General features: G+C 60.8%; 17 protein-coding genes and 1 pseudogene. 9 read left to right on the top strand and 9 right to left on the bottom strand.

What is annotated here, in order from left to right; genetic code table 11:
• Positions 1-857 (top strand): annotated as a pseudogene (locus KGB14_RS04660) (ATP-dependent metallopeptidase FtsH/Yme1/Tma family protein); the annotation flags it as partial.
• Positions 858-923: 66 nt separating this feature from the next.
• Complete coding sequence (locus KGB14_RS04655; RefSeq protein WP_223484309.1) at positions 924-1,349, top strand: potassium channel family protein; 426 nt, start codon at positions 924-926, stop codon at positions 1,347-1,349.
• 31 nt (positions 1,350-1,380) lie between these two features.
• On the opposite strand, the gene KGB14_RS04650 is transcribed toward KGB14_RS04655, so the two are convergent.
• Positions 1,381-3,660, bottom strand: a complete 2,280-nt coding sequence (locus KGB14_RS04650) for a heavy metal translocating P-type ATPase (RefSeq protein WP_223484308.1) — start codon at positions 3,658-3,660, stop codon at positions 1,381-1,383.
• Between the two features lie 274 nt (positions 3,661-3,934).
• On the opposite strand from KGB14_RS04650, the gene arcD reads away from it, so the two are divergent.
• The 3 genes from arcD (at position 3,935) to KGB14_RS04635 (ending at position 7,477) form a co-directional block, all read left to right on the top strand.
• Positions 3,935-5,428, top strand: a complete 1,494-nt coding sequence (gene arcD, locus KGB14_RS04645; protein ID WP_223484307.1) for an arginine-ornithine antiporter — start codon at positions 3,935-3,937, stop codon at positions 5,426-5,428.
• A gap of 78 nt (positions 5,429-5,506) precedes the next feature.
• Entirely contained in the window at positions 5,507-6,049 is a 543-nt protein-coding gene (locus KGB14_RS04640; protein WP_223484315.1) for an Hsp20/alpha crystallin family protein, read from the top strand.
• A gap of 60 nt (positions 6,050-6,109) precedes the next feature.
• Positions 6,110-7,477 (top strand): erythromycin esterase family protein, encoded by a 1,368-nt coding sequence (locus tag KGB14_RS04635; protein ID WP_223484306.1) that lies wholly within the window; start codon positions 6,110-6,112, stop codon positions 7,475-7,477.
• Positions 7,478-7,483: 6 nt separating this feature from the next.
• On the opposite strand, the gene KGB14_RS04630 is transcribed toward KGB14_RS04635, so the two are convergent.
• Together KGB14_RS04630 and KGB14_RS04625 are read right to left on the bottom strand one after the other, a co-directional pair.
• The gene (locus KGB14_RS04630) at positions 7,484-8,161 is read right to left on the bottom strand and encodes a dienelactone hydrolase family protein (protein ID WP_223484305.1); all 678 of its coding nucleotides are present in this window, start codon (positions 8,159-8,161) and stop codon (positions 7,484-7,486) included.
• Positions 8,154-8,858: a phosphoribosyltransferase gene (locus tag KGB14_RS04625; RefSeq protein WP_411740771.1), complete on the bottom strand. Its 705-nt coding sequence runs from the start codon at positions 8,856-8,858 to the stop codon at positions 8,154-8,156. The genes KGB14_RS04630 and KGB14_RS04625 overlap by 8 nt, the downstream gene beginning before the upstream one ends.
• 254 nt (positions 8,859-9,112) lie before the next feature.
• On the opposite strand from KGB14_RS04625, the gene KGB14_RS04620 reads away from it, so the two are divergent.
• Positions 9,113-9,679 (top strand): phosphoribosyltransferase family protein, encoded by a 567-nt coding sequence (locus KGB14_RS04620; protein ID WP_223484303.1) that lies wholly within the window; start codon positions 9,113-9,115, stop codon positions 9,677-9,679.
• 511 nt (positions 9,680-10,190) lie between these two features.
• Here the strand turns inward: KGB14_RS04620 and KGB14_RS04615 are convergent.
• Together KGB14_RS04615 and KGB14_RS04610 are read right to left on the bottom strand one after the other, a co-directional pair.
• Positions 10,191-10,772, bottom strand: a complete 582-nt coding sequence (locus KGB14_RS04615) for a Spy/CpxP family protein refolding chaperone (protein ID WP_223484302.1) — start codon at positions 10,770-10,772, stop codon at positions 10,191-10,193.
• A 127-nt stretch (positions 10,773-10,899) separates the two neighbouring features.
• Entirely contained in the window at positions 10,900-11,460 is a 561-nt protein-coding gene (locus KGB14_RS04610) for a nitroreductase family protein (RefSeq protein ID WP_223484301.1), read from the bottom strand.
• Between the two features lie 248 nt (positions 11,461-11,708).
• On the opposite strand from KGB14_RS04610, the gene KGB14_RS04605 reads away from it, so the two are divergent.
• From KGB14_RS04605 to KGB14_RS04595, 3 genes are read left to right on the top strand one after another with little or no spacing between them, the layout of a single operon-like run.
• Positions 11,709-12,545, top strand: a complete 837-nt coding sequence (locus KGB14_RS04605; RefSeq protein WP_223484300.1) for a polysaccharide deacetylase family protein — start codon at positions 11,709-11,711, stop codon at positions 12,543-12,545.
• A complete protein-coding gene (locus KGB14_RS04600) occupies positions 12,542-13,813 on the top strand; it encodes a putative glycoside hydrolase (protein WP_223484299.1) in 1,272 nt (423 codons plus the stop codon). The genes KGB14_RS04605 and KGB14_RS04600 overlap by 4 nt, the downstream gene beginning before the upstream one ends.
• Positions 13,765-16,155, top strand: coding sequence for an exo-beta-N-acetylmuramidase NamZ domain-containing protein (locus KGB14_RS04595; protein WP_223484298.1), 2,391 nt, complete (start codon positions 13,765-13,767; stop codon positions 16,153-16,155). Before KGB14_RS04600 ends, KGB14_RS04595 begins: the two co-directional genes overlap by 49 nt.
• A gap of 14 nt (positions 16,156-16,169) precedes the next feature.
• Here KGB14_RS04595 and KGB14_RS04590 read toward each other — a convergent pair whose 3' ends face one another.
• Genes KGB14_RS04590 through pdhA form a run of 4 tightly spaced genes read right to left on the bottom strand, consistent with a single transcriptional unit; the run spans position 16,170 to position 19,529 of the window.
• Positions 16,170-16,448: an acyl carrier protein gene (locus KGB14_RS04590; RefSeq protein ID WP_223484297.1), complete on the bottom strand. Its 279-nt coding sequence runs from the start codon at positions 16,446-16,448 to the stop codon at positions 16,170-16,172.
• Between the two features lie 9 nt (positions 16,449-16,457).
• Entirely contained in the window at positions 16,458-17,573 is a 1,116-nt protein-coding gene (locus tag KGB14_RS04585; RefSeq protein WP_223484296.1) for a dihydrolipoamide acetyltransferase family protein, read from the bottom strand.
• 40 nt (positions 17,574-17,613) lie between these two features.
• Positions 17,614-18,600 (bottom strand): alpha-ketoacid dehydrogenase subunit beta, encoded by a 987-nt coding sequence (locus tag KGB14_RS04580; RefSeq protein ID WP_223484295.1) that lies wholly within the window; start codon positions 18,598-18,600, stop codon positions 17,614-17,616.
• Positions 18,597-19,529: a pyruvate dehydrogenase (acetyl-transferring) E1 component subunit alpha gene (gene pdhA / locus KGB14_RS04575; protein ID WP_263294512.1), complete on the bottom strand. Its 933-nt coding sequence runs from the start codon at positions 19,527-19,529 to the stop codon at positions 18,597-18,599. Before pdhA ends, KGB14_RS04580 begins: the two co-directional genes overlap by 4 nt.
• Positions 19,530-19,549: the final 20 nt, after the last annotated feature.

Raw genomic sequence — 19,549 nt, 5'->3', positions numbered from 1 at the left:
AAGGGCGCGAGGCCATCCTCAAGGTTCATCTCAAGAAAATCACCGTGGAGCCAGGGCTCGATGGCGTGCGTATCGCCGAGATCACCACCGGTTTCACCGGCGCCGACCTGGCCAACCTGGTTAACGAAGCGGCCATCGTCGCCACCCGGCGCGGCGCCGAAGCGGTCAGCCTGAACGATTTCACCGCGGCGGTAGAGCGCCTCATCGCGGGGCTCGAACGCAAGAGCGGCTTGCTCGATCCCGACGAACGCCGGGTAGTGGCCTATCACGAAATGGGCCATGCCCTGGCCGTCAGCAGTCTGCCAGCGATGGACCCGGTGCATAAAGTCTCGATCGTGCCCCGCGCCATTGGCTCACTGGGCTATACCTTACAGCGACCGACCGAGGATCACTTCCTGATCAGTTGCCAGATGCTCAAGGACCGGATCGTCGTGCTGATGGCCGGCCGCGCGGCCGAGTTCCTTGCCTATGGCCAGATCTCTACCGGAGCCGCCGATGATCTGGGCCGCGCGACTGATATTGCCCGCCAACTGATCACCCGGTTCGGCATGAGTGTCGAACTCGGACAATCGGTGCTGGAGCGGCAAAACGCAACGTACCTGGGAGACCGCATGGCCACGGTGGGCGAGAAGGATTATTCGGAACAGACCGCCCGGGAAATCGACCTGGGCATTCGTGCCCTGCTCGATGAAGCCTACCAACGGGCCAAGGCACTGCTTGAGCGTCGTCGGGCCGACCTGGACACGGGTGCCAGTCTTTTACTTGAAAAGGAAACCCTCACGCCCGAGGAGTTCCCTGCGCTCATGCCCCTCAAGCGCGCTTCGATAACACCCCGACCTACCGTGACGCTTCCCTAAAAATCAGGCTTTTGTCGGTGTCTTCGCGTGTGGATCGCACCGACCGCGTTTCACTGGAGGTACAGGATGTTCGCGGTCACGTTGATCAATACGCTGGTGGTGGTGGTCGTAGTGGTGATTCATTACGAATGCCTGTTACGCCTCAATGACTGGTTGCCGAGGCTTAAACTCTGGAGCCGTTTCAGGATCGTCGCCGGCGTGTTCGGTGCGTTGATGGCCCATGCAATGGAGGTCTGGTGCTTCGCGCTGGTCTATTACCTGATGGTGCGCTCCGGCGAATGGGGCAGCCTGATGGGGAACTTCGATGGTTCGCTGATGGACTGCGTGTACTTTTCATTCACCACGTACACCACAATCGGTTTCGGCGATATTTCGCCCATGGGCAACCTCAAGTACCTGACGGGCCTGGAGGCCCTGACCGGTCTGGTACTTATCACCTGGACGGCATCCTTTCTGTTTATCGAAATGCAGAAGTACTGGAAGAACAAATAACCCACCGCCCTGCCCTTGCGCCAGTTTTTCATTAGCGTCTGTCAAGATAACGGAACAGTTCCTCCTCCTGATCAAAGTGCAGTCGCACAAGGGTATCCAGACGAATCAACTGATGCTGAATCTCATCGGCGCAAGCCGTTGCAGGGTCGGCGCTGAAGTCAGCACTCATGCGCGCCAGCAAATGGATAAGGCGAAAGATCTCTCGGTGGGCATGACTCAGTGCTGACAATGGATCTTCACCCTGCATGCTTCGCGTCAGCAGCGGGTACAGCGTGTTTTCATCTTCTCGTTCATGGCTGGCCAGTGAGGCTTGCAGCTTATTGACCAGTTCGCCCAAGTCGGCCTGTGCCTGCTCAAGTGGACGCAGGGCAAAGTCATTTGCCATCTGATGCAGATCGCTCAGCACCGTGGAAAGCTGATCGTGTTCATCCTGCAGGCGATCGATATGCTCCCCGGCCAGCTTTTGGCGCAGACCACGCGATGGCATCAATGCACGCAAGGCATTAATAATGATCATCACGTCGATGCCCTCCTGCGCAATCGCGCCGATAAGCGGTGGCAGATAACCGAAGGCCGCCACCACCATGGCCAGCAGGGACATTCCCATGCCGACCAGCACGCCTTGGCGCGCGATGTGTCGGGTCCGACGGGCAATGTCCAGCGCCTCGACCAGACGATCCAGGCGATCCACCAGCAGCACAACACCCGCGGCTTGCGCAGAGGCAGTGGCACCGCTGGCCCCCATCGCCACACCGACATTGGCCGCCGCCAAAGCGGGGGCATCGTTGATGCCATCACCCACCATCAGTGTGCTGGCGTGCAGGCAGCCTTCCTGGACCGCACGCACTTTGTCTTCAGGGGTCAACCCGGCTCGCAGCTCGTCGATCCCGGCAGACAGCGCAATCATCTGGGCGGTTTCCAGGCGATCCCCCGTGAGCATGACGATCCTTTCAATACCTCTGTTGCGCAGTCGGCGCAGGGTTAGCGGGGTTTCCCGACGCAGGTTGTCCGAGAAAATCAGCAGACCGGCGAGCGCCCCATCCACTTCAATGAAACTGCCACTGCACGCCAGGTAATCCATGTGGCGCAGCATGGCTGCAGCCCAGCCAGTCACCGGTGTTTCTTCATGAACAAATGACAATGTGCCGAAACGCACCCGCACACCATCGACCCGCCCGCAAAGGCCAGCGCCCGGACTTTCCTCAACGTCCTGCGGCAGGCTGAGTGGCAATCCATGCTGATACGCCGCTTCGACAATGGCCTGGGAGATGGGGTGCGTCGAGGCCTGCGCCAGCGAAGCGGCCAGGCCAAGCAGACGCTGCGGATCGGCCGCTCCGTTGGTTTCAATCGACTGCAGACGGGCGTGGCCGCTGGTGAGCGTGCCGGTCTTGTCGAGAAACACCTGCTTGACCCCGGCCAGCGCCTCCAGGGTCACGCCGTCCTTGATCAGAATCCCGCGCCGCGCCGCCCTCGAGATACCTGACATGATGGCGATCGGCACCGCCAGAATCAAAGGACAAGGCGTGGCTACCACCAACACCGCCAGCGCTCGCAAAGAATCGCCACTCATGTGCCAGGCCATCCCGGCAATCAGCAACGTCAGCGGAACGAAGAGCAATGCATAACGGTCGGCCAGGCGCACGAAAGGCGCGCGCGAACGGCGCGCCGTTTCGGCCAGGCGCACCACCCCGGCATAGGTGCTCTGCGCTGCCGTTCGTGTGGCGGTCAGGAGAATGGGCGCACCGACATTGGTCACGCCACTGGGCAGTTGCTCCCCTGCCTGGCGGGTGACCGGCAGTGACTCGCCGCTGAGCGCCGATTCGTCCAGAACGGCTGTGGCACTTAACAGACGACCATCGACCGGTACCACCTCCCCCAAGCGCACAAGCAGTGTCTGCTGCGGCTGGATCTGCTCAACCGCAATCTTGCGTAAATCGCCCCCCTCTTGCAGCCACGCGAAGCGTGGTGCCCGATCGACCAGCGCACGCAGTTCGCGTTCGGCGCGTTGTTTGGTGAAAAATTCCAGGATACGTCCAGACGCCAGCATCAAGGCAATCACCGCGGCCACCAACATCTGTTCAAAAAACAGGGCGGCGGCAATCGACAGCAGAGCGATCAGGTCTACACCAGCCTCGCGCCGGGCCAGGCGCCTGGCAATCTCGACGAGCAGCACCAAGGCCATCACCAGACTGCCTGCGGCCCAGCAAATCGATGCCCACTCAGGCCTCTGAGCAAGCTGGGCAATGCCCCCGGCGAGCAGGGTCAGGGCGGTGAGCAGCAATAGCGCCGGGTCCAGCCACTTACTGAGCATCGATGTGAGTTCCTCGCAAAAAGCGCTTCCCGATGATGCGCTAGAAACAGGTGATACGAATGGGTAGAGCTTAGGACTCGAATGCCTTGCGTGTTCGTGCTGCGTGATCAATTGAGGCTGTGTTCATCGGGCTGCTGCCAACCCCCATCGCTGTCTGCCCTCTTTCTGATCTAAATCAAACAGGCTTTGGCCGTTCACGTAGAAATTAAGAGTCAGCGTTCGCACCGCCGTATCTGCGGTCTGCGCCCAATCTCTCGTCTCGTGGAGGCTTACCATGGCTACCCATCTGCAGGGCACGCAACCGATCATTCCGCCGACTGCACCCCAACCTCTTGCTGGCAGCTTGCGAAAACTGGAGCCCAAACGCCTGTCGTTGAGCCTGCTGATTGCTCTGGTGGTCGGATCGATGATCGGCAGCGGCATTTTCAGCCTGCCGCAGAACATGGCCGCCAGTGCGGGTGCCGGTGCGATCCTGATTGGCTGGCTGATCACCGGCGTCGGCATGCTGTCGTTGGCGTTGGTCTATCAAACCTTGGCCAGCCGGCAACCGGAACTGGACAACGGCGTGTTTGCCTATGCCCGGGCATTGGGTGGCGAATTTCTCGGTTTCAACTCCGCCTGGGGCTATTGGATCAGTGCCTGGGTCGGCAACGTCAGCTACATGGTGATTTTGTTTGCCGCGCTGAGTTATTTCTTTCCGCTGTTTGGTGAAGGCAACAATAAAGCGGCGATTGCCGGCGCGTCCGTGGTGCTCTGGTCCTTGCACTGGATGATCCTCAGGGGCATGCGCACCGCGGCCAGAGCCAACGCGCTGACCACACTGGCCAAAATCGTGCCTTTGCTGCTGTTTATCGGTCTGGTGATCGCGGCCTTTCGGCGCGAAACCTTCATGGTCGACTTCTGGGGTTCGCCTGCGCTGGGCAGCACCCTGGATCAGGTCAAAAGCACCATGCTGGTGACCGTCTGGGTATTCATCGGAATCGAGGGTGCCAGCGTGTTTTCCGCCCGTGCGGCGGAGCGCGCCAATGTCGGCCGCGCCACCGTCATCGGTTTCGTCATCACCTTGTTGCTGTTGATCGCGGTGTCCCTGCTGTCGCTGGGCATTCTCAGGCAGCCGGAACTGGCCGCCCTGAAAAACCCTTCGATGGCGGGCGTGCTTCAAGCGGTGGCCGGGCCATGGGGCGCGGTATTGATCAGTATCGGCTTGATTATCTCGGTGGGTGGCGCCCTGCTCGCCTGGACGCTGCTGGCAGCCGAATCGATGTTCACACCCGCCAAGGAAAAGGTCATGCCGGGGGCACTCGCCGTGGAGAATACCCAGGGTGTGCCGGCCAATGCTTTGTGGATCACCAACGGCTGCATCCAACTGTTCCTGCTGCTGACGCTGTATTCGAGCGCCAGTTACCTGGCCCTGATTTCCCTCGCCACCTCGATGATTCTGCTGCCGTACCTGTTCAGCGGTTTGTACGCGCTGAAGTTGACCTGGCAGGGCCAGACCTACGCCGGCCACCGAGGCCTGCAACTGCGCGATATGGCCATTGCCTCGGTCGCCACGTTGTATTGCCTGTGGCTGCTGTATGCCGCCGGGCCTAAATACATATTGCTCAGCGCTTTGCTCTACGCCCCCGGTTCGTTGATTTACCTGGGCACCATGAAGGCTCGTCAGGGGCAAGCGCTCAATGGCCCCGAGACGGGACTGTTGATCATTATCTGGGCAGCGGCAGCCATCGCCGGCTGGATGTTGTGGTCCGGGACATTGGCCTTGTAAGGGGCAATGTGGGGTTCTTGTTCTGTCGTGGTGGGCCGGCATATCGCCGCCCGCCTATTCACTCAGTGGAGAAATGAAATGACCGACTCTGCGAAAAAAGTACCCGTGAAGACCGAAGAAAAAACCGGTCTGCGCCCATCGACACCCGATCTGTGGCGGCCCTTTGAAAAGCTTCGCCAACAGGTGGATCACCTGTTCGAAGACTTCAATCGCGGTTCAGGGTTGTCGACATTCGGCCGTGGATTATTCGATGTAGACCCCCTGTGGCGCCGGGAGCTGCCAGGCCGCGGAATGCCTGCGGTGGACATCACCGAGAATGATAAAAGCTTCGAAGTCACTGCCGAACTGCCCGGTATGGATCAGAAGAACATCGAGATCAAACTGTCCAACGGCAGCCTGACCATCAAAGGGGAAAAGAAAGAGGAGAAGGAGGAGAAAAGGAAGGGCTACTACCTTAGCGAGCGTAGCTACGGCTCCTTCGAACGGATGTTCAACCTGCCCAAAGGCGTCGACGCCGATAAAATCGAAGCAAGTTTCAGCAAAGGTGTGCTGAAGGTCTCCCTGCCGAAAAAGCCCGAAGCCATGAAAGCGGATAAAGTCGTGCCGATCAAAGCCGATTGACTCTCTGGAAGTCCTGCCCCCTTGTCGGGAAACCGACGGGGGCTTTGTAGGGTGACGTTCATGAACACACCTTCCCAAGACATGCTGAACACACTTTACGGCTCACATGCACACATTGACGAGGCCTCCATCGCCCCGCTCTTGCGTCAATACGCCGAGCCCCTGCCGGAACTGGATTCACCCGCTTTTGGTGAAATGTTCGACCGCTACGCGGATGCGCGTGTGGTGATGATCGGTGAAGCCAGCCATGGCACCAGCGATTTTTATCGGACCCGGGCGGCGATTACCCAACGGCTGATCGAGCAGCATGGGTTCAACATTGTTGCCGTTGAAGCCGACTGGCCAGACGCCGGCCATGTTGACCGTTATGCCCGAGGGCTGGCGCATTCGGCGTGGACACGTCACATCTTCAGCCGGTTCCCGACCTGGATGTGGCGCAATACCGATGTGAAAGCGTTCGCCCACTGGCTGCATCAGTACAACCACAAACACGCGCCTGAACGTCGCGTCGAGTTTCGAGGCCTCGACGTTTACAGTTTGCGCAACTCGATTCATGAAGTGCTGGGTTATCTGGACCATGTTGACCCGCAGCTGGCACATGAAGCTCGGCGGCGCTATGGCTGTCTGACCCCCTGGCAGGATGATCCTGCGCTGTACGGCCACTTCGTCGAACGCGACGGTGTGATGCCCTGCGAACAGGCGGTGGTCGAACAGCTCAATGCCATGCTGGCCGAACAGTTGGCCGGGTTTATCAAGGACGATGAGGCGTTCTTCAATGCAACGCAAAACGCCCGGGTCGTCCAGGCGGCGGAACAATACTACCGAGCGATTTATCGAGGCTCGACCGCCTCCTGGAACCTGCGTGACAGGCATATGTTCGACACATTACGGGCGTTGCTTGAGCACCGAGGCCCTCAAGCCAAGGCTGTGGTGTGGGCGCACAATTCCCATATCGGCAATGCAGCCGCCACGCAGATGGGCTGGAGGGGGCAGTTCAATATCGGTCAGTTGTGCCGAAGTGCCTATGGACGCGATGTCGTTCTGATCGGCATGAGCACCGACCGTGGCCAAGTGGCCGCGGCCGATGACTGGGATGGTGAGATGCTCATCAAGGACATCCGGCCGTCTCGTCCAGACAGTTGGGAGCGTCAGTTCCTCAAGGCCGGCGTCCCGGCGTCATTGACCGACTGGCGAGATCCGCAGCGAAAAGACCTGCGTCGAGCCCTGTCCGAACCTCTGCTGGAGCGGGCCATCGGTGTGATTTATCGCCCCGAAACCGAACGCAGCAGTCACTACTTCGAAGCGGTGCTCGCCGAGCAATTCGACGCCATGGTCTGGATTGAACAGACGCAACCGGTGACGGCCTTGCCGTTGCCAAAAAGCCAGACGCTGGAACCGGAAGACGAAACCTTTCCATTTGGCGTATGACAAGCATCAGTCGGGGGTGGTCGACGCTGGACGACCACCGTGCAAATATCGCTCGAACCAGTCGCCAGCCAGCCTGGCGACTGCCTCGAGGGCGCCTGTTTCTTCAAAAAGATGGGTAGCGCCCGGCACGACTTCCAGACGTTTCTCACAGTGCAAGGCATGACTGCTTTGCACATTAAGACTGATCACCACCGGATCGTGCTCACCGACAATCTGCAGGGTCGGTGCCTTGACTCGGGCCAGCGCCGCACCCGCAAGGTCGGTCCGCCCTCCTCGGCTCACCACGGCATGCACCACGTCCGCCCGCTCGGCTGCTGCCAATAGCGCCGCAGCGGCACCGGTGCTGGCGCCGAACAGTCCGATCCGAAGCTGTTGCAGTTCGGCATCGTGGCCAATCCAGTCGATCACCTTCACCAGTCGCCCGGAAAGCAGCTCGATGTCGAAACGCAATTTCCGGGTCTGATTGTCCAGGCGTTGCTCCGGTTCGGTGAGCAGATCGAACAGTAATGTGCCCAGCCCCCGCCGGGCCAGCGACTCGGCGACTTGTTGATTACGCGGGCTTGAACGACTGCTGCCGCTGCCATGGACGAAGACCACCAGGCCGACAGCGTTCACTGGCAGACGCAGGTCGGCAGACAGCGCCACGTCCCCCAGGTCCAGCTTTCGATAGCGCGGCTCAATCATTTGAATCCTCCTGACCGGGAACACTCCCGCCGGATTCTCTGCGCCAGGCCCGTTGCAAAAGATCGATGACTTCATTGTCCGAGGTCTGGGAAAAGTTCATGTACCAATAACCGATCGACATCATCCACTCAGGAATGAGCGGGCAGATCACCTCGTCGACTTCGCCATACAGGGCTTCGAGCGTATCAAGCGGTGCCACCGGCACCGCAACGACGATGCGGGACGGTGCTTGCAAGCGTACCGCCTGTATCGCCGCCATCATCGAGGCGCCGGTCGCCAGGCCGTCGTCGACCAGAATCACCACCTGATCCTTGAGTTGCACCGGCGCGCGCGTCCCACGGTATGCATGCTCGCGACGCAACAGCTCCTGCGTTTCCCGTGCAACCACGTTATCGAACGTGCGTTGATCGATACGGTTTGCCCGCAGCGCATTGTCATTGACGATTTGGATGCCGCCACTGGCAATGGCGCCCATGGCGAACTCCTCATGGAATGGCACCCCCAGCTTGCGGACCAGCATCAGATCAAGGCGCACCTCCAGCGCCGTGGCCACTTCATAGGCCACCGGAACGCCGCCACGGGGTAAGGCGAGAACGATGACATCGGCTCTTTTAGCGTATTTAAGCAACGGTTCCACCAGGCGCCGGCCGGCATCTACCCGGTCACGCAAGATGGTTTGCGATGAGGGACCTTGAATCACTTGAACACCTCCCCGGGCGATCACGCCTGTCGGTTCGTATCACACCGCCCTGACCGTGGGCAGCCGTCGCGTCCTCACTGAATCAAGCATCATCCTTGGTTTAGATTCCGCTCCTGAAGTCTCCTTGTTGTTGATTTATATCAAGTCCCCGCGCAAGGTCGTCCAGTGGACCAACCTCCCAGGAATCTCGCACGTGCCCCAACACAGCCTTACGCTATGATTCACCCATCGGCTCTCGACGGGAGACTGCCATGCCGCCTCCACCTGCGGGTCAGCGATTGCGCTTGTACGACAGTGATGAACTCGATTCGGTGCTGCAGGCGATGGCGCGCCAGGCCGCCATACTGTTGCCGCCCGCCCAAGCGGCGCTGATTGGCATCCAACGCCGCGGTGAGCCTCTGGCACAGCGTTTACAGCAACACCTGTCACGTCAGACCGGCCAGCCGGAACTGCCTCTCTACCCCCTGAAGGTCAAGCGCTATGCCGACGACCTCAAGGTGCTGCATGCACACACGGAACTGACCGAGAACCCACTGCTCAGCACGCTGGACCTTGCCAACACCACCCTGCTGGTTGTCGATGATGTGCTGTTTGAAGGCCATTCACTTCTGCGCACCTGCGCGTACCTGGCGCAACTCGGTGCTCGTCGGGTCTACACGGCGGTACTGGTCGACCGGCATGTCTGCCAGCAGCCGGTCCATGCCTATATTGTCGGCGTGCACCTGCAAGTTGCTCCCCATGACATCGTCGAATGCAACGTGCCTCCCTACGAAATGGAGTTTTGCATTGAAGTGCTGCGTCATGGCGCCGCCCGCTGACGGTGCAATTGATCAAGGGTTGAAGTCAGGCAGCAGCAAGTGCCGGATACCGGCCGCACGTCAGCGTATTTGGCCAGGCGGTGTCGCGGGAACCCTGCGCCACGGTTCAGGACACTGGCGCACATAGGGGTAGTAGCCTCTGGCTGAATCGCAGTAATACCAATTGGGGGCTGGCTGGGCGGCGGACGGTGCTGTCCCCCCGGGCGGGGGGAGTGCCGGAGGCGATTCGATAATCACCGTGGGAGGACTGGCGGGGTAGTAGTAACCCGGTGCGGGGTAGTAATAAACCGGATAGGCCGGGTAGTAATACGGGCCGCGGATGTGCGCGGCCTCCCAACCCAGTCCCAAACCCAGACCTATTCCCCACCAGAATGGACCTGCGCCGCCTCTGTGCGAATCGGCATTGGCCGGTAATGCAAAGCCTGTGGCGATCAGGATCAGCCCTGTCAGCGCGCAACGTTTTACCGCGTCGATGTTCATGATGTTTACCCAATCGAACAGTGAGCAGCGCTTACTGTTTGCCTGTTTCGTCCTGGTCGCCGTCCATTTGCGGTCTGAACATGTGCATTGGCATCCGCGAACCGTCATAGCCGGAGTTGCGGTGATGCATCACCGTCCAGAACAGGTCGAATATGGTTTTCTGTTCAGTCTCCAGAGCGTCGTAGAAGGTTTTGGTACGCACCTGAGCAGCATCCAGACGCGCCAGATGCGCCTGCATCCAGTCGGTTTGTGCACGCAGACGCGCTATCCCTTTTGCCATTCTCTCCGGCGTCGTTTCATCCATCGGAGCTTTCTTTGCGCTTGCCATTTCGTCGTGCCCGGTTTTGTCCTTTTCCAGTTGCTGCTGGGCATCCGTGACGACCCCCGTGGCCCATGTATCCCAGGCGGGCATTTGCTCAGGCTTGAGATTGAGCTTGCCCTTGAGGTCATCCAGGGTCTGCTGCGTATGGTTGACCCAATCGAAATCCGGGAGGTGATGGAACATGCCACCTGGCGATGACATCGGCGGGTAGGCGAAAACGCTGGTAGAGGGCCACAGTAAAACGCTTGCCGCTATCAACAGGCATTGGCCGATCAGGCTTGATCTGTTCATTTTCAGCTCATCTCAACACCATGGGGAGTATTCGAGGATAGGAGCCAGTCAGGGGCAGAATCTGATCCACATCAGAAAACCGCCAGACAAGCGGGCCAGCGGATAGACGGTCGGTTGCGTCAGCAAATCAGCCGATCCAGCGGATCTCTGGCTCCTTGTGCGAAACGGGCAACGGTGCGGACTTCGGATGACCCACGATGATGGGCGCGACGGGCGTCCACTCGGCGGGAAGACCCAGTGCTTTCTTTCCATCCGGGGTATTGAGAAAACCTTGGGCGAAACCGATCCAGCAGGTGCCGAGTCCATCAGCGTACGCAGCCAGCATCAGATTCTCGGCGGCCAATGCGCAGTCTTCGACGACCCACTCACCTGGCGCATTCCCCGAAATCAGGATCAGTACCGGTGCGTGATAGAAGATGTGAAAGTTTTCATCATTGAGCATCGAACGAAAGTGTTCGGACCGGGTTCCCGAGGGCATCGTCGCGAGCATGTAGGCCTTCGCTTCGCGCGAGACCCGATCCAGCAGTCCTTGATCGCGTATCACCGTGAACGCCCACGGTTGTTGGTTGACTGCGCTGGGTGCATGGACCGCGGCGTTGATCAAACCACGAATGATGTGTTCATCAACGGCTTGTGTCGTGTACTCACGCGTCGAGCGACGGCCCAGGATCGCGTCGTTGATATTCATGTCGGCAACCTCCAATAGTGTCGTCTCACAAAGTCGCGCGCCGACGAGGATGTGCTATTGATTTAGATCAGATCAAGACGCAACCGGCCTCTCGTTTCGTCTGACCGCTCGCGCGCCTCTGAGCGGCTCCATGTCGCGCGAAATTGATCTGCATCAGAAGGACGATGTGCGCCCACCGCACACTGGATACGCCTCACGCTCGCGAGATGGATAAGGCGAGTGAACTTGGCTCACGCAGGAGCGCTGACATGTATGAAAAAATCATGGCGTGCATCGACAGCAGCGCCGTATGTCGGCGTCTGGCGTGCATCGTGCTGATGTGCCTCTGCGGGCTTGCCTGGGGGGAGGATGGAACCGCTCAGAGCGCCACGATCCTCGTTTACCACCGCTTTTCAGACACGGCAGACGACTCGATGACCGTGCGGATGAGCACGTTCGAAACCCAGTTGCGCGTCCTGCACGAGCAGGGTTACCACATCGTGTCGCTGCGTGAGGTTGTCGACTGGCTGCAAGATCCAAAAGCGACGTTACCGCACAAGCCGGTGGCGATCACAGTCGATGACGGGCATCGTTCGGTATTCGACAAACTGCTGCCCGTCGTACTGCGCGAGCGTTTTCCGGTCACCCTGTTTATCTACCCATCGGCGATCTCGAACGCCTCCTACGCGTTGACCTGGGAGCAACTACGAGCCCTGAGACAGACCGGACTCATCGACATTCAGTCGCATACGTTCTGGCATCCCAATTTCAACGTCGAGCGAAGGCATCGCACGCCGGCGGACTTCCAGCAATTCGTCCGTACACAACTCAACAAATCGCGCCAACGCATCGAGTCGCAAACCGGTGCGCATGTCGACATGCTCGCGTGGCCGTTCGGTATCTACGACGACGAGTTGATCGCACTCGCCGCCGACGAGGGTTACACCGTCGCCTTCACACTGCAAGCGCGCAAGGCAGACCGGCACGCGCGACTACTCGCCCTGCCGCGCTTTCTGATGAGTGATGCCTACGGCGCAAGCGCGTTCGCGCAGCTTTTAGGCGAACCGAATGCTCAGCCGACACCCGCCGTGGGGAACCGTCAATGACCTTCATCCGCGCATTGAGGCGCTATGCGATCCCGGCGCTACTTGCCGTCGCAGCCCTGCTGACCGAGCGAGGCGCACTGGCCGTCACCGGTGTCGTACTCGACTCAAGCACGCAGACTCCGGTCGCCGACGCAATCATCACGACATCGCTCGGCGTGATGCGTACCGATGAAAACGGACGGTTCGAGACGGCTCAGGCGGCCGAGCGTGTCGCGGCCCGCGCCCCAGGATATCTGCGTACCGAGGCTAAGGTGAACGACGAAACGCCCGTGACGCTCGCGCTGACCCCGTTTCGCCCCAAAGCGGTCTATCTGTCGGTGTTCGGCGTGACCAGTTCAACCCTGCGTAACAACGCCGTCAGCCTGACTGAAAACACCGTGATCAATGCATTGGTGATCGACGTCAAGGGCGACCGCGGCCTGACGCCGTATCGCAGTGCGGCGCGCGAGGCGATCGGCGCGGCAGCTCACGTGACTCAGCACGCCCCCCAGGCAAAAGATTTTCCGGCGCTGCTTGCCAGGCTGCATGCACAACACCTGTACTTGATCGCGCGCATCGTGGTGTTCAAGGACGATCCACTGGCCGACGCTCATCCGCAGTGGAGCGTGCACACCGCGGACGGCGAGCCGTGGCGGGATCGCGAAAATCTGCAATGGATGGATCCGTTTTCGCATGACGTCCGGGAGCACAATCTTGATGTCGCCGAGGAGGCCGCGCGGATGGGTTTCGACGAGATCCAGTTCGACTATGTGCGCTTTCCCGACAAGAGCGGGCTGCGCTTTGCCCTCCCGAACACCCAAGCCAACCGGACCGCGGCGATCATCGACTTCCTGCAGGCCGCACGCGCACGGCTCGCCCCCTACAATGTATTCATCTCCGCGGACATCTTTGGCTATGTCTGCTGGAATCTGAATGACACCGCGATCGGCCAGCAAATCGAACAACTGGGCGCGGCGCTCGACTATATTTCTCCGATGCTGTACCCCTCCAGTTTCACGTGGGGGCTGCCGGGTTTTACCAACCCGACTGCCGACCCCGGCCAGATTGTCAGGCGCACCCTGGCGGAGGCGATGCAGCGCACTCGACTGCCGGGTGTGCGCTTTCGTCCCTGGCTGCAGGCCTTTCGTGACTATGCGTTCGATCATCGCCCGTTTGATGCAGCGGCGATCAGTGCGCAGGTCAACGCCGCCGATGCCGCCGACACCGATGGATGGATGTTATGGAACCCGCGCAATCACTACGAAGCCGCCGATCTGCCACACCGTTGATCGGCGCACTGAAACGCTGGGCGATGCTGCTTGGCATGGCGACGGTGACGCAGATTGCGAGCGCCACCGACTTCGATGCGGTGGCGCGCTTGCAAGTCGCACAGATCGTCGAGGGCCAGATCGCCGCTGGGCGCATTCCGGGGGCCGTTGTCCTGATCGGGGACGCAACGCATGTGCGCTATCGCCAAGCGTTTGGACAACGCGCGACGGCGCCTTCCCCCGAACCGATGTCGCTGGAGACCGAGTTCGATCTCGCATCGCTGACCAAGGTCATCGCGACCACGACGGCGATTATGCAACTGGCCGAAGCGGGCCGTATCGACCTGGACGCACCTGTTGCGCGGTATTGGCCAGCCTTTGCGTCATACGGCAAAGACGCGGTGACGGTGCGCAACCTGCTTGCGCACACCTCCGGGCTGCGGCCAGACCTGCCTGCGCGGCCGGTACATCCGGGTCGGGAAGGTGTGTTGAGCGCTATCGCGGCGCAGCGGTTGCGCGACGCGCCAGGTGAGCACGTCATTTACAGTGACCTGAATTTCGTGGTGCTGGGCGAACTGGTCGAGCGCATCACGCACAGCCCGCTCAACGCGTATTGTCAGGTTCACATCTTCGGACCGCTGGGTATGCGCGACACGGTTTTTCTGCCGGACGCCCAGCGAGCGGCACGCAGTGCGCCGACGATTGTCAACCAGGCCGGCATACTCCGGGGGCGCGTGCATGATCCGACGGCTCAATGGATGGGCGGCGTCTCCGGCAACGCCGGGCTGTTTTCCACGGCGGACGACCTCGCACGTTTCGCGCAGATGGTGCTGAACCAGGGCCGTACAGGCACCCGGCAGATTCTGCGGCCAGCGAGCATCGCTGCCCTCGCGAGTGCTGCTTCGCCGCTCGACACCGTGCCGTGGCGTGGCCTGGGCTGGGAACTGGCCGCGCCGTTCGTGCCTGACCATGATCGCCTGCCGCCAATTGGCGTCATCGGCCATACCGGATACACCGGCACGGGGCTGTGGATTGATCGGGTGACGGGCCAGTTCATCATCATCCTGAGCAACCGGGTGTATCCGGACGACAGCGGTGATGCTCGCCCGCTTCGTGCACAGTTGCTCGCACTGTTGGCAAGTCGCGGGGCTTCGGTGAGCGTCGCGCAAATCGCGCGGGGGCTGCCCTCCGCACTGCCGGCATTGCGTGCCGCCGATCGCCTGCCGAGTTCGACGGGGCCGGTGCGGACCGGTATCGATGTGCTCCAGGAGCAGCAGTTTGCCCCGCTCGTCGGCATGCGCGTGGGCTTGATCACCAATCGCAGCGGTTTCGACGCCAACGGCCGGCGCACCGTCGACGTCCTCGCACACGCGCCAGGTGTCAGGCTGGCGGCATTGTTCTCACCGGAGCACGGGCTGAACATCGACGTGGATGAGCGGGTCGGCGACACACTCGACGCAGCAACGGGACTCACCGTACACAGTCTCTATGGCGCAACGCAGCGCTTCCCTGCAGGTTCGCTCAAAGGGCTGGATGCGCTGATCTTCGACATTCAGGATGCCGGCGTGCGCTTCTTCACCTATGAGACGACGCTCGGCTACGCACTTGAGGCCGCAGCTGCGCAAGGCATTCCTCTGTTCGTGCTGGACCGGCCCGATCCGCTCGGTGCACAGCGCTTCGGCGGACCGGTGCTGGACAGTCGCCGAGAATCGTTCACGGGCTATTTTCCTATGCCGCTACAGCCTGGAATGACGGTCGGCGAATTGGCGAGTCTGTTCAACCGCAACAAGCACATTGGTGCGGATCTGCGCGTCGTGCCGATGCAGGGGTACCAGCGTGCGATGACCTTTGCCGATACCGGGCTCGGTTGGGTGCCGTTATCGCCGAACCTGCGCACGCTGGCCCAACTCGACCTGTACCCGGATGTCGGCTTGCTTGAAGGCGCGAATCTGAGCGTGGGGCGCGGCACACCGCATCCGTTCGAATGGATTGGCGCACCGTGGATCGACGCGACCCGGCTCGCAAATGCGCTGAATGCGTTTGATGTCGGCGCGCATTTCGAGCCGGTCGACTTCGTCCCCACCGAGTCAACCTGGCGCGGTCGGCTCTGTCATGGCGTGAGCATCACGCGCGACACAATGCCCGCACAACGTCCCGTAGCAAACCTGGGACTGGCCCTGCTCGCCTCACTGCACACGCTCTATCCCCACGTATTCGATCTGGCGGCGACCCGTGATTCGATCGGCTCGCAAAGCGTGTGGCAGGCAATTGGCGACGGCGCGACGCCTGACGCGGCGCAGGCACTCGACGCCGTGCCGCTTGCGCGCTTCGCACGACTGCGGCAGGAGAACTTACGCTATTGATCGCCTCTTCATCTTCATCCATTGCGAATCGTGGGTTCGCCGACGCTGGATTCACCCTTTTGCATCAGATAGGCGACAAGCTTGTCCAGGGTGTCCACGTGTTGGTAATCGGTTTCAGGAATGACAATGCCCAGGCTCCGATGCAGGGCCTCGATGAGGCGAAGCCAGTCCATCGAGTCCAGATCTACCTCCTCGCGTAGCGACCGGTCACTGCGTAATTGCTCAGGCTCGACTTCAGGAGCGATGCCCTTCAAGGCGCTCAACACCTGATTGCGTACCGATAGCGGGTCCATAGGCTTACCTCAAAGGTTCTCTGGCGTTTGTAACAAGCGACGGACTTCCCCCAGAAAGCGTGCGCCATAGTGACCATCGCTGACCCGATGATCGGCTGACAAGCTGCTGACGACGGTGGGCATGACGCACAACTGGCCTTCGTTCACCCAGGGGCGCTCGCCGATACGACCGAAGCCGACCAGGGCGACCTGGGGCGGATAGATCACACCCAGGACGCTGTCTACGCCCTGATCGCCGAGTTGAGTCACCGTTATGCCCGCGCCACCGAGCTCGGAGCTGCGCAGAGAACCGCTGCGGGCGCGCTCCACCAGGCTGGCCAGTTCACTCATCAAATCGGTCAGGGTCGTGTCCGCCACATGACGCAGCACCGGGGCGACCAGCCCGCCCTGGCGCAGGGTGATTGCCACCCCAAGGTCAGTATCGAGCGCGGGTTCAAAGGCATTGTTCCGCCAGGAACCGTTGAGCTGCGGATAGTCGCGCAGGGCCAACGCCACCGCTTTGAGCAGCAAGACACTGGGCAACAGGCGTTCCTGTAATGTGGCTTGTGCGTTGTGTGCCTGCAGCCAGGCCATGGCTTTGCCCAAAGCAATGGTTTCGCTCAGGTAATAATGGGGAATCTCGCGTTTCGAACGGCTCATGGCCGCTGCGATCGTGTGACGCATGGCCTGGTTATGGTCAGGCGCCGGGGCCACACGGGCGGCAGCCTCGACATCTTCCAGGGTCACCACACCGTGGGGGCCATGGCCTTGCAATTGGCTGGCAATGAGCCCCAACTCGGCAGCGCGCTTGCGTGCAGCCGGAGAAATCCGCGGGCGTCTATCGGATAGGTTTTCTTCGGCGGTCGGCACCGGTGGGGTCGGTATCCGTCGCGCGGTCTGCGCACTTTCACCGGGCTCCAGCAACAGCGCGATGGGTGTACCCACGGGTACCTTGGCGCCGACGTCGATCAGCAGCTGCAGGACCGTGCCGTCGTGCCAGCACTCTACGTCGATGGCGGCCTTGGCCGTATCGACCACGGCAATCACCTGACCCGGCTTGAGCGCATCGCCCGGATGGATTTTCCATTCCAGCAACGTGCCTTCATCCATATCGGCCCCCAGGGACGGCAGTTTGAATTCGATCATGGTTGACCCTCCCGGCCCTGGGTTCGACACGTTGATGCCATCACGCTGACGTCCCCTGGCACAGCTCATGCGCGGCCGCGACGATCGTCGACACCTGTGGCAACGCGGCTTCTTCGAGATGCCGTGGGTAAGGTATCGGCACCTCGGCGCTGCACACGCGTGCTGGCGGAGCATCCAGCTCGAAAAAGCTCTGTTCGATAATCCGCGTGATGATCTCGGCGGCCAGACTGCCGCTGCGCCAGCCTTCATCGACGACAAGGGCGCGACGGGTTTTACAGACCGAGGCCATGATTGTCTGGTCGTCCAGAGGGCGCAGAACCCGCAGGTCGATCACTTCGCAATCAATGCCCTCCCCGGCCAGTTGCTCCGCCGCCGTCAGGGCTTTGCCGAGTGTGCCGCCGTACGTAATCAGGGTCAGGTCCTTACCGACACGGCGGACCTTGGCGGTACTGATGTCCAGCGTCTCCCAGTCGCCTGTATCACCCTCCATGTTGTAGAGCTGGGCATGTTCGAAAATCAGCACCGGGTCTGGATCCAGCAACGCTGGCCAGAGCATGCCGCGTGCGTCTTCGAGGGTCGCCGGAGCCAGAATTTTCAGGCCGGGAATATGCGCGTACCACCCTTCAAGACTGTGGGAGTGTTGAGCGGCGAGCTGACGTCCGGCGCCTGTCGCCATGCGCACGACCAGGGGAACGGAGAGCTGTCCACCGGACATGTGCCTCAGGGCTGCGGCCGTATTCATCAGAGGATCGAGGGCGAGCAGACTGAAATTCACGGTCATGATTTCTACAATCGGCCGCATGCCACCCAGGGCCGCTCCGATGCCGGCCCCCACAAAGCCTAACTCCGACAGCGGTGCGTCTCTAATGCGCTCGGGGCCGAACGCTTCAAGCAACCCCAGGGACACGGCATAGCTGCCACCGTATCGGCCGACGTCTTCGCCCATCAGAAATACCCGAGGGTCCCGCTGCAGCGCATCGCGCAGGGCCTCGCGCAACGCTTCGCGATACGTCATACGAGCGCTCATGACACCGACCTCGGGGTGTAAACATCGCGGGACAGATCCTCAAGCGGTTCCAGGCTCCCGCTTTCGGCATAAGCGACGGCGGCCTCCACTTCAGCGTCCACCTCGGCCAGGATCGCCAGAAAACCGGGCTCGTCCAAAAGGCCTTGTGCCTTGAGTTGTGCACTGTAGGTATGAATCGGTCCGCGCGTCTTCCATTGCTCCACCTCAACCTTGTCGCGATACAGCTGCGGGTCGAACATCGAGTGGGCACGAAATCGATAGGTGCGAAACTCCAGAAAAAAAGGTCCGTGCCCCTCCCGGATATGTTTAACCGCATCACAAGCGGCTTCGTACACCGCGATCACATCCATGCCATCGACGGATCGGGCATCGACCTTGTACGCCGAGGCTTTGGCACACAAGTCGGTTTGCGACTGCGAACGCTCCAGGGCCGTGCCCATGGCATACAAGTTGTTCTCGCAGCAAAACAGCATCGGCAACTGCCACAAGGCGGCCAGGTTGATGGCCTCATGAAAGGCGCCCTCCGCCATCGCGCCTTCACCAAAAAAGCACGCAGAGAGACGCGATCCACCCTGCATACGCTCGGCCAGTGCCAGGCCGACCGTGAGTGGCAAGCCACCGGCCACAATGGCATTGCCACCAAAAAAACGTGTGCCGGCATCAAACAAGTGCATTGAACCGCCGCGCCCTCGCGAGCATCCCTCCTGGCGTCCGTACATCTCGGCCATGATCGTCTTCATGGGCACACCCTTGATCAGGGCATGGCCATGTTCGCGATAAGTCGCGACCACCGCATCATCAGCTGCCAGTGCATGCAAAACGCCGACGGCGACCGCTTCTTCACCGATATACAGGTGCAGGAAGCCACGGATCTTGCCCTCCCCGTACAATTCGCCGGCGCGCTCCTCAAGGCGGCGGATGCGCACCATGTCCCGTAGCAAGGCGAGCG

The organism is Pseudomonas sp. A-RE-19, assembly GCF_019956555.1.
Taxonomy (GTDB): Bacteria; Pseudomonadota; Gammaproteobacteria; order Pseudomonadales; family Pseudomonadaceae; genus Aquipseudomonas.
The sequence above is the reverse complement of the archived record's forward strand: the minus strand, read 5'-3'. Positions and strand labels throughout refer to the sequence as shown.

Bases quoted from the DNA above. Each gene is read 5' to 3' on its own strand.
- KGB14_RS04655 (WP_223484309.1), top strand. From the start codon at position 924: ATGTTCGCGGTCACGTTGATCAATACGCTGGTGGTGGTGGTCGTAGTG.
- KGB14_RS04650 (WP_223484308.1), bottom strand. From the start codon at position 3,660: ATGCTCAGTAAGTGGCTGGACCCGGCGCTATTGCTGCTCACCGCCCTG.
- arcD (WP_223484307.1), top strand. From the start codon at position 3,935: ATGGCTACCCATCTGCAGGGCACGCAACCGATCATTCCGCCGACTGCA.
- KGB14_RS04640 (WP_223484315.1), top strand. From the start codon at position 5,507: ATGACCGACTCTGCGAAAAAAGTACCCGTGAAGACCGAAGAAAAAACC.
- KGB14_RS04635 (WP_223484306.1), top strand. From the start codon at position 6,110: ATGAACACACCTTCCCAAGACATGCTGAACACACTTTACGGCTCACAT.
- KGB14_RS04630 (WP_223484305.1), bottom strand. From the start codon at position 8,161: ATGATTGAGCCGCGCTATCGAAAGCTGGACCTGGGGGACGTGGCGCTG.
- KGB14_RS04620 (WP_223484303.1), top strand. From the start codon at position 9,113: ATGCCGCCTCCACCTGCGGGTCAGCGATTGCGCTTGTACGACAGTGAT.
- KGB14_RS04615 (WP_223484302.1), bottom strand. From the start codon at position 10,772: ATGAACAGATCAAGCCTGATCGGCCAATGCCTGTTGATAGCGGCAAGC.
- KGB14_RS04610 (WP_223484301.1), bottom strand. From the start codon at position 11,460: ATGAATATCAACGACGCGATCCTGGGCCGTCGCTCGACGCGTGAGTAC.
- KGB14_RS04605 (WP_223484300.1), top strand. From the start codon at position 11,709: ATGTATGAAAAAATCATGGCGTGCATCGACAGCAGCGCCGTATGTCGG.
- KGB14_RS04600 (WP_223484299.1), top strand. From the start codon at position 12,542: ATGACCTTCATCCGCGCATTGAGGCGCTATGCGATCCCGGCGCTACTT.
- KGB14_RS04595 (WP_223484298.1), top strand. From the start codon at position 13,765: ATGGAACCCGCGCAATCACTACGAAGCCGCCGATCTGCCACACCGTTG.
- KGB14_RS04590 (WP_223484297.1), bottom strand. From the start codon at position 16,448: ATGGACCCGCTATCGGTACGCAATCAGGTGTTGAGCGCCTTGAAGGGC.
- KGB14_RS04585 (WP_223484296.1), bottom strand. From the start codon at position 17,573: ATGATCGAATTCAAACTGCCGTCCCTGGGGGCCGATATGGATGAAGGC.
- KGB14_RS04580 (WP_223484295.1), bottom strand. From the start codon at position 18,600: ATGAGCGCTCGTATGACGTATCGCGAAGCGTTGCGCGAGGCCCTGCGC.
- pdhA (WP_263294512.1), bottom strand. From the start codon at position 19,529: ATGGTGCGCATCCGCCGCCTTGAGGAGCGCGCCGGCGAATTGTACGGG.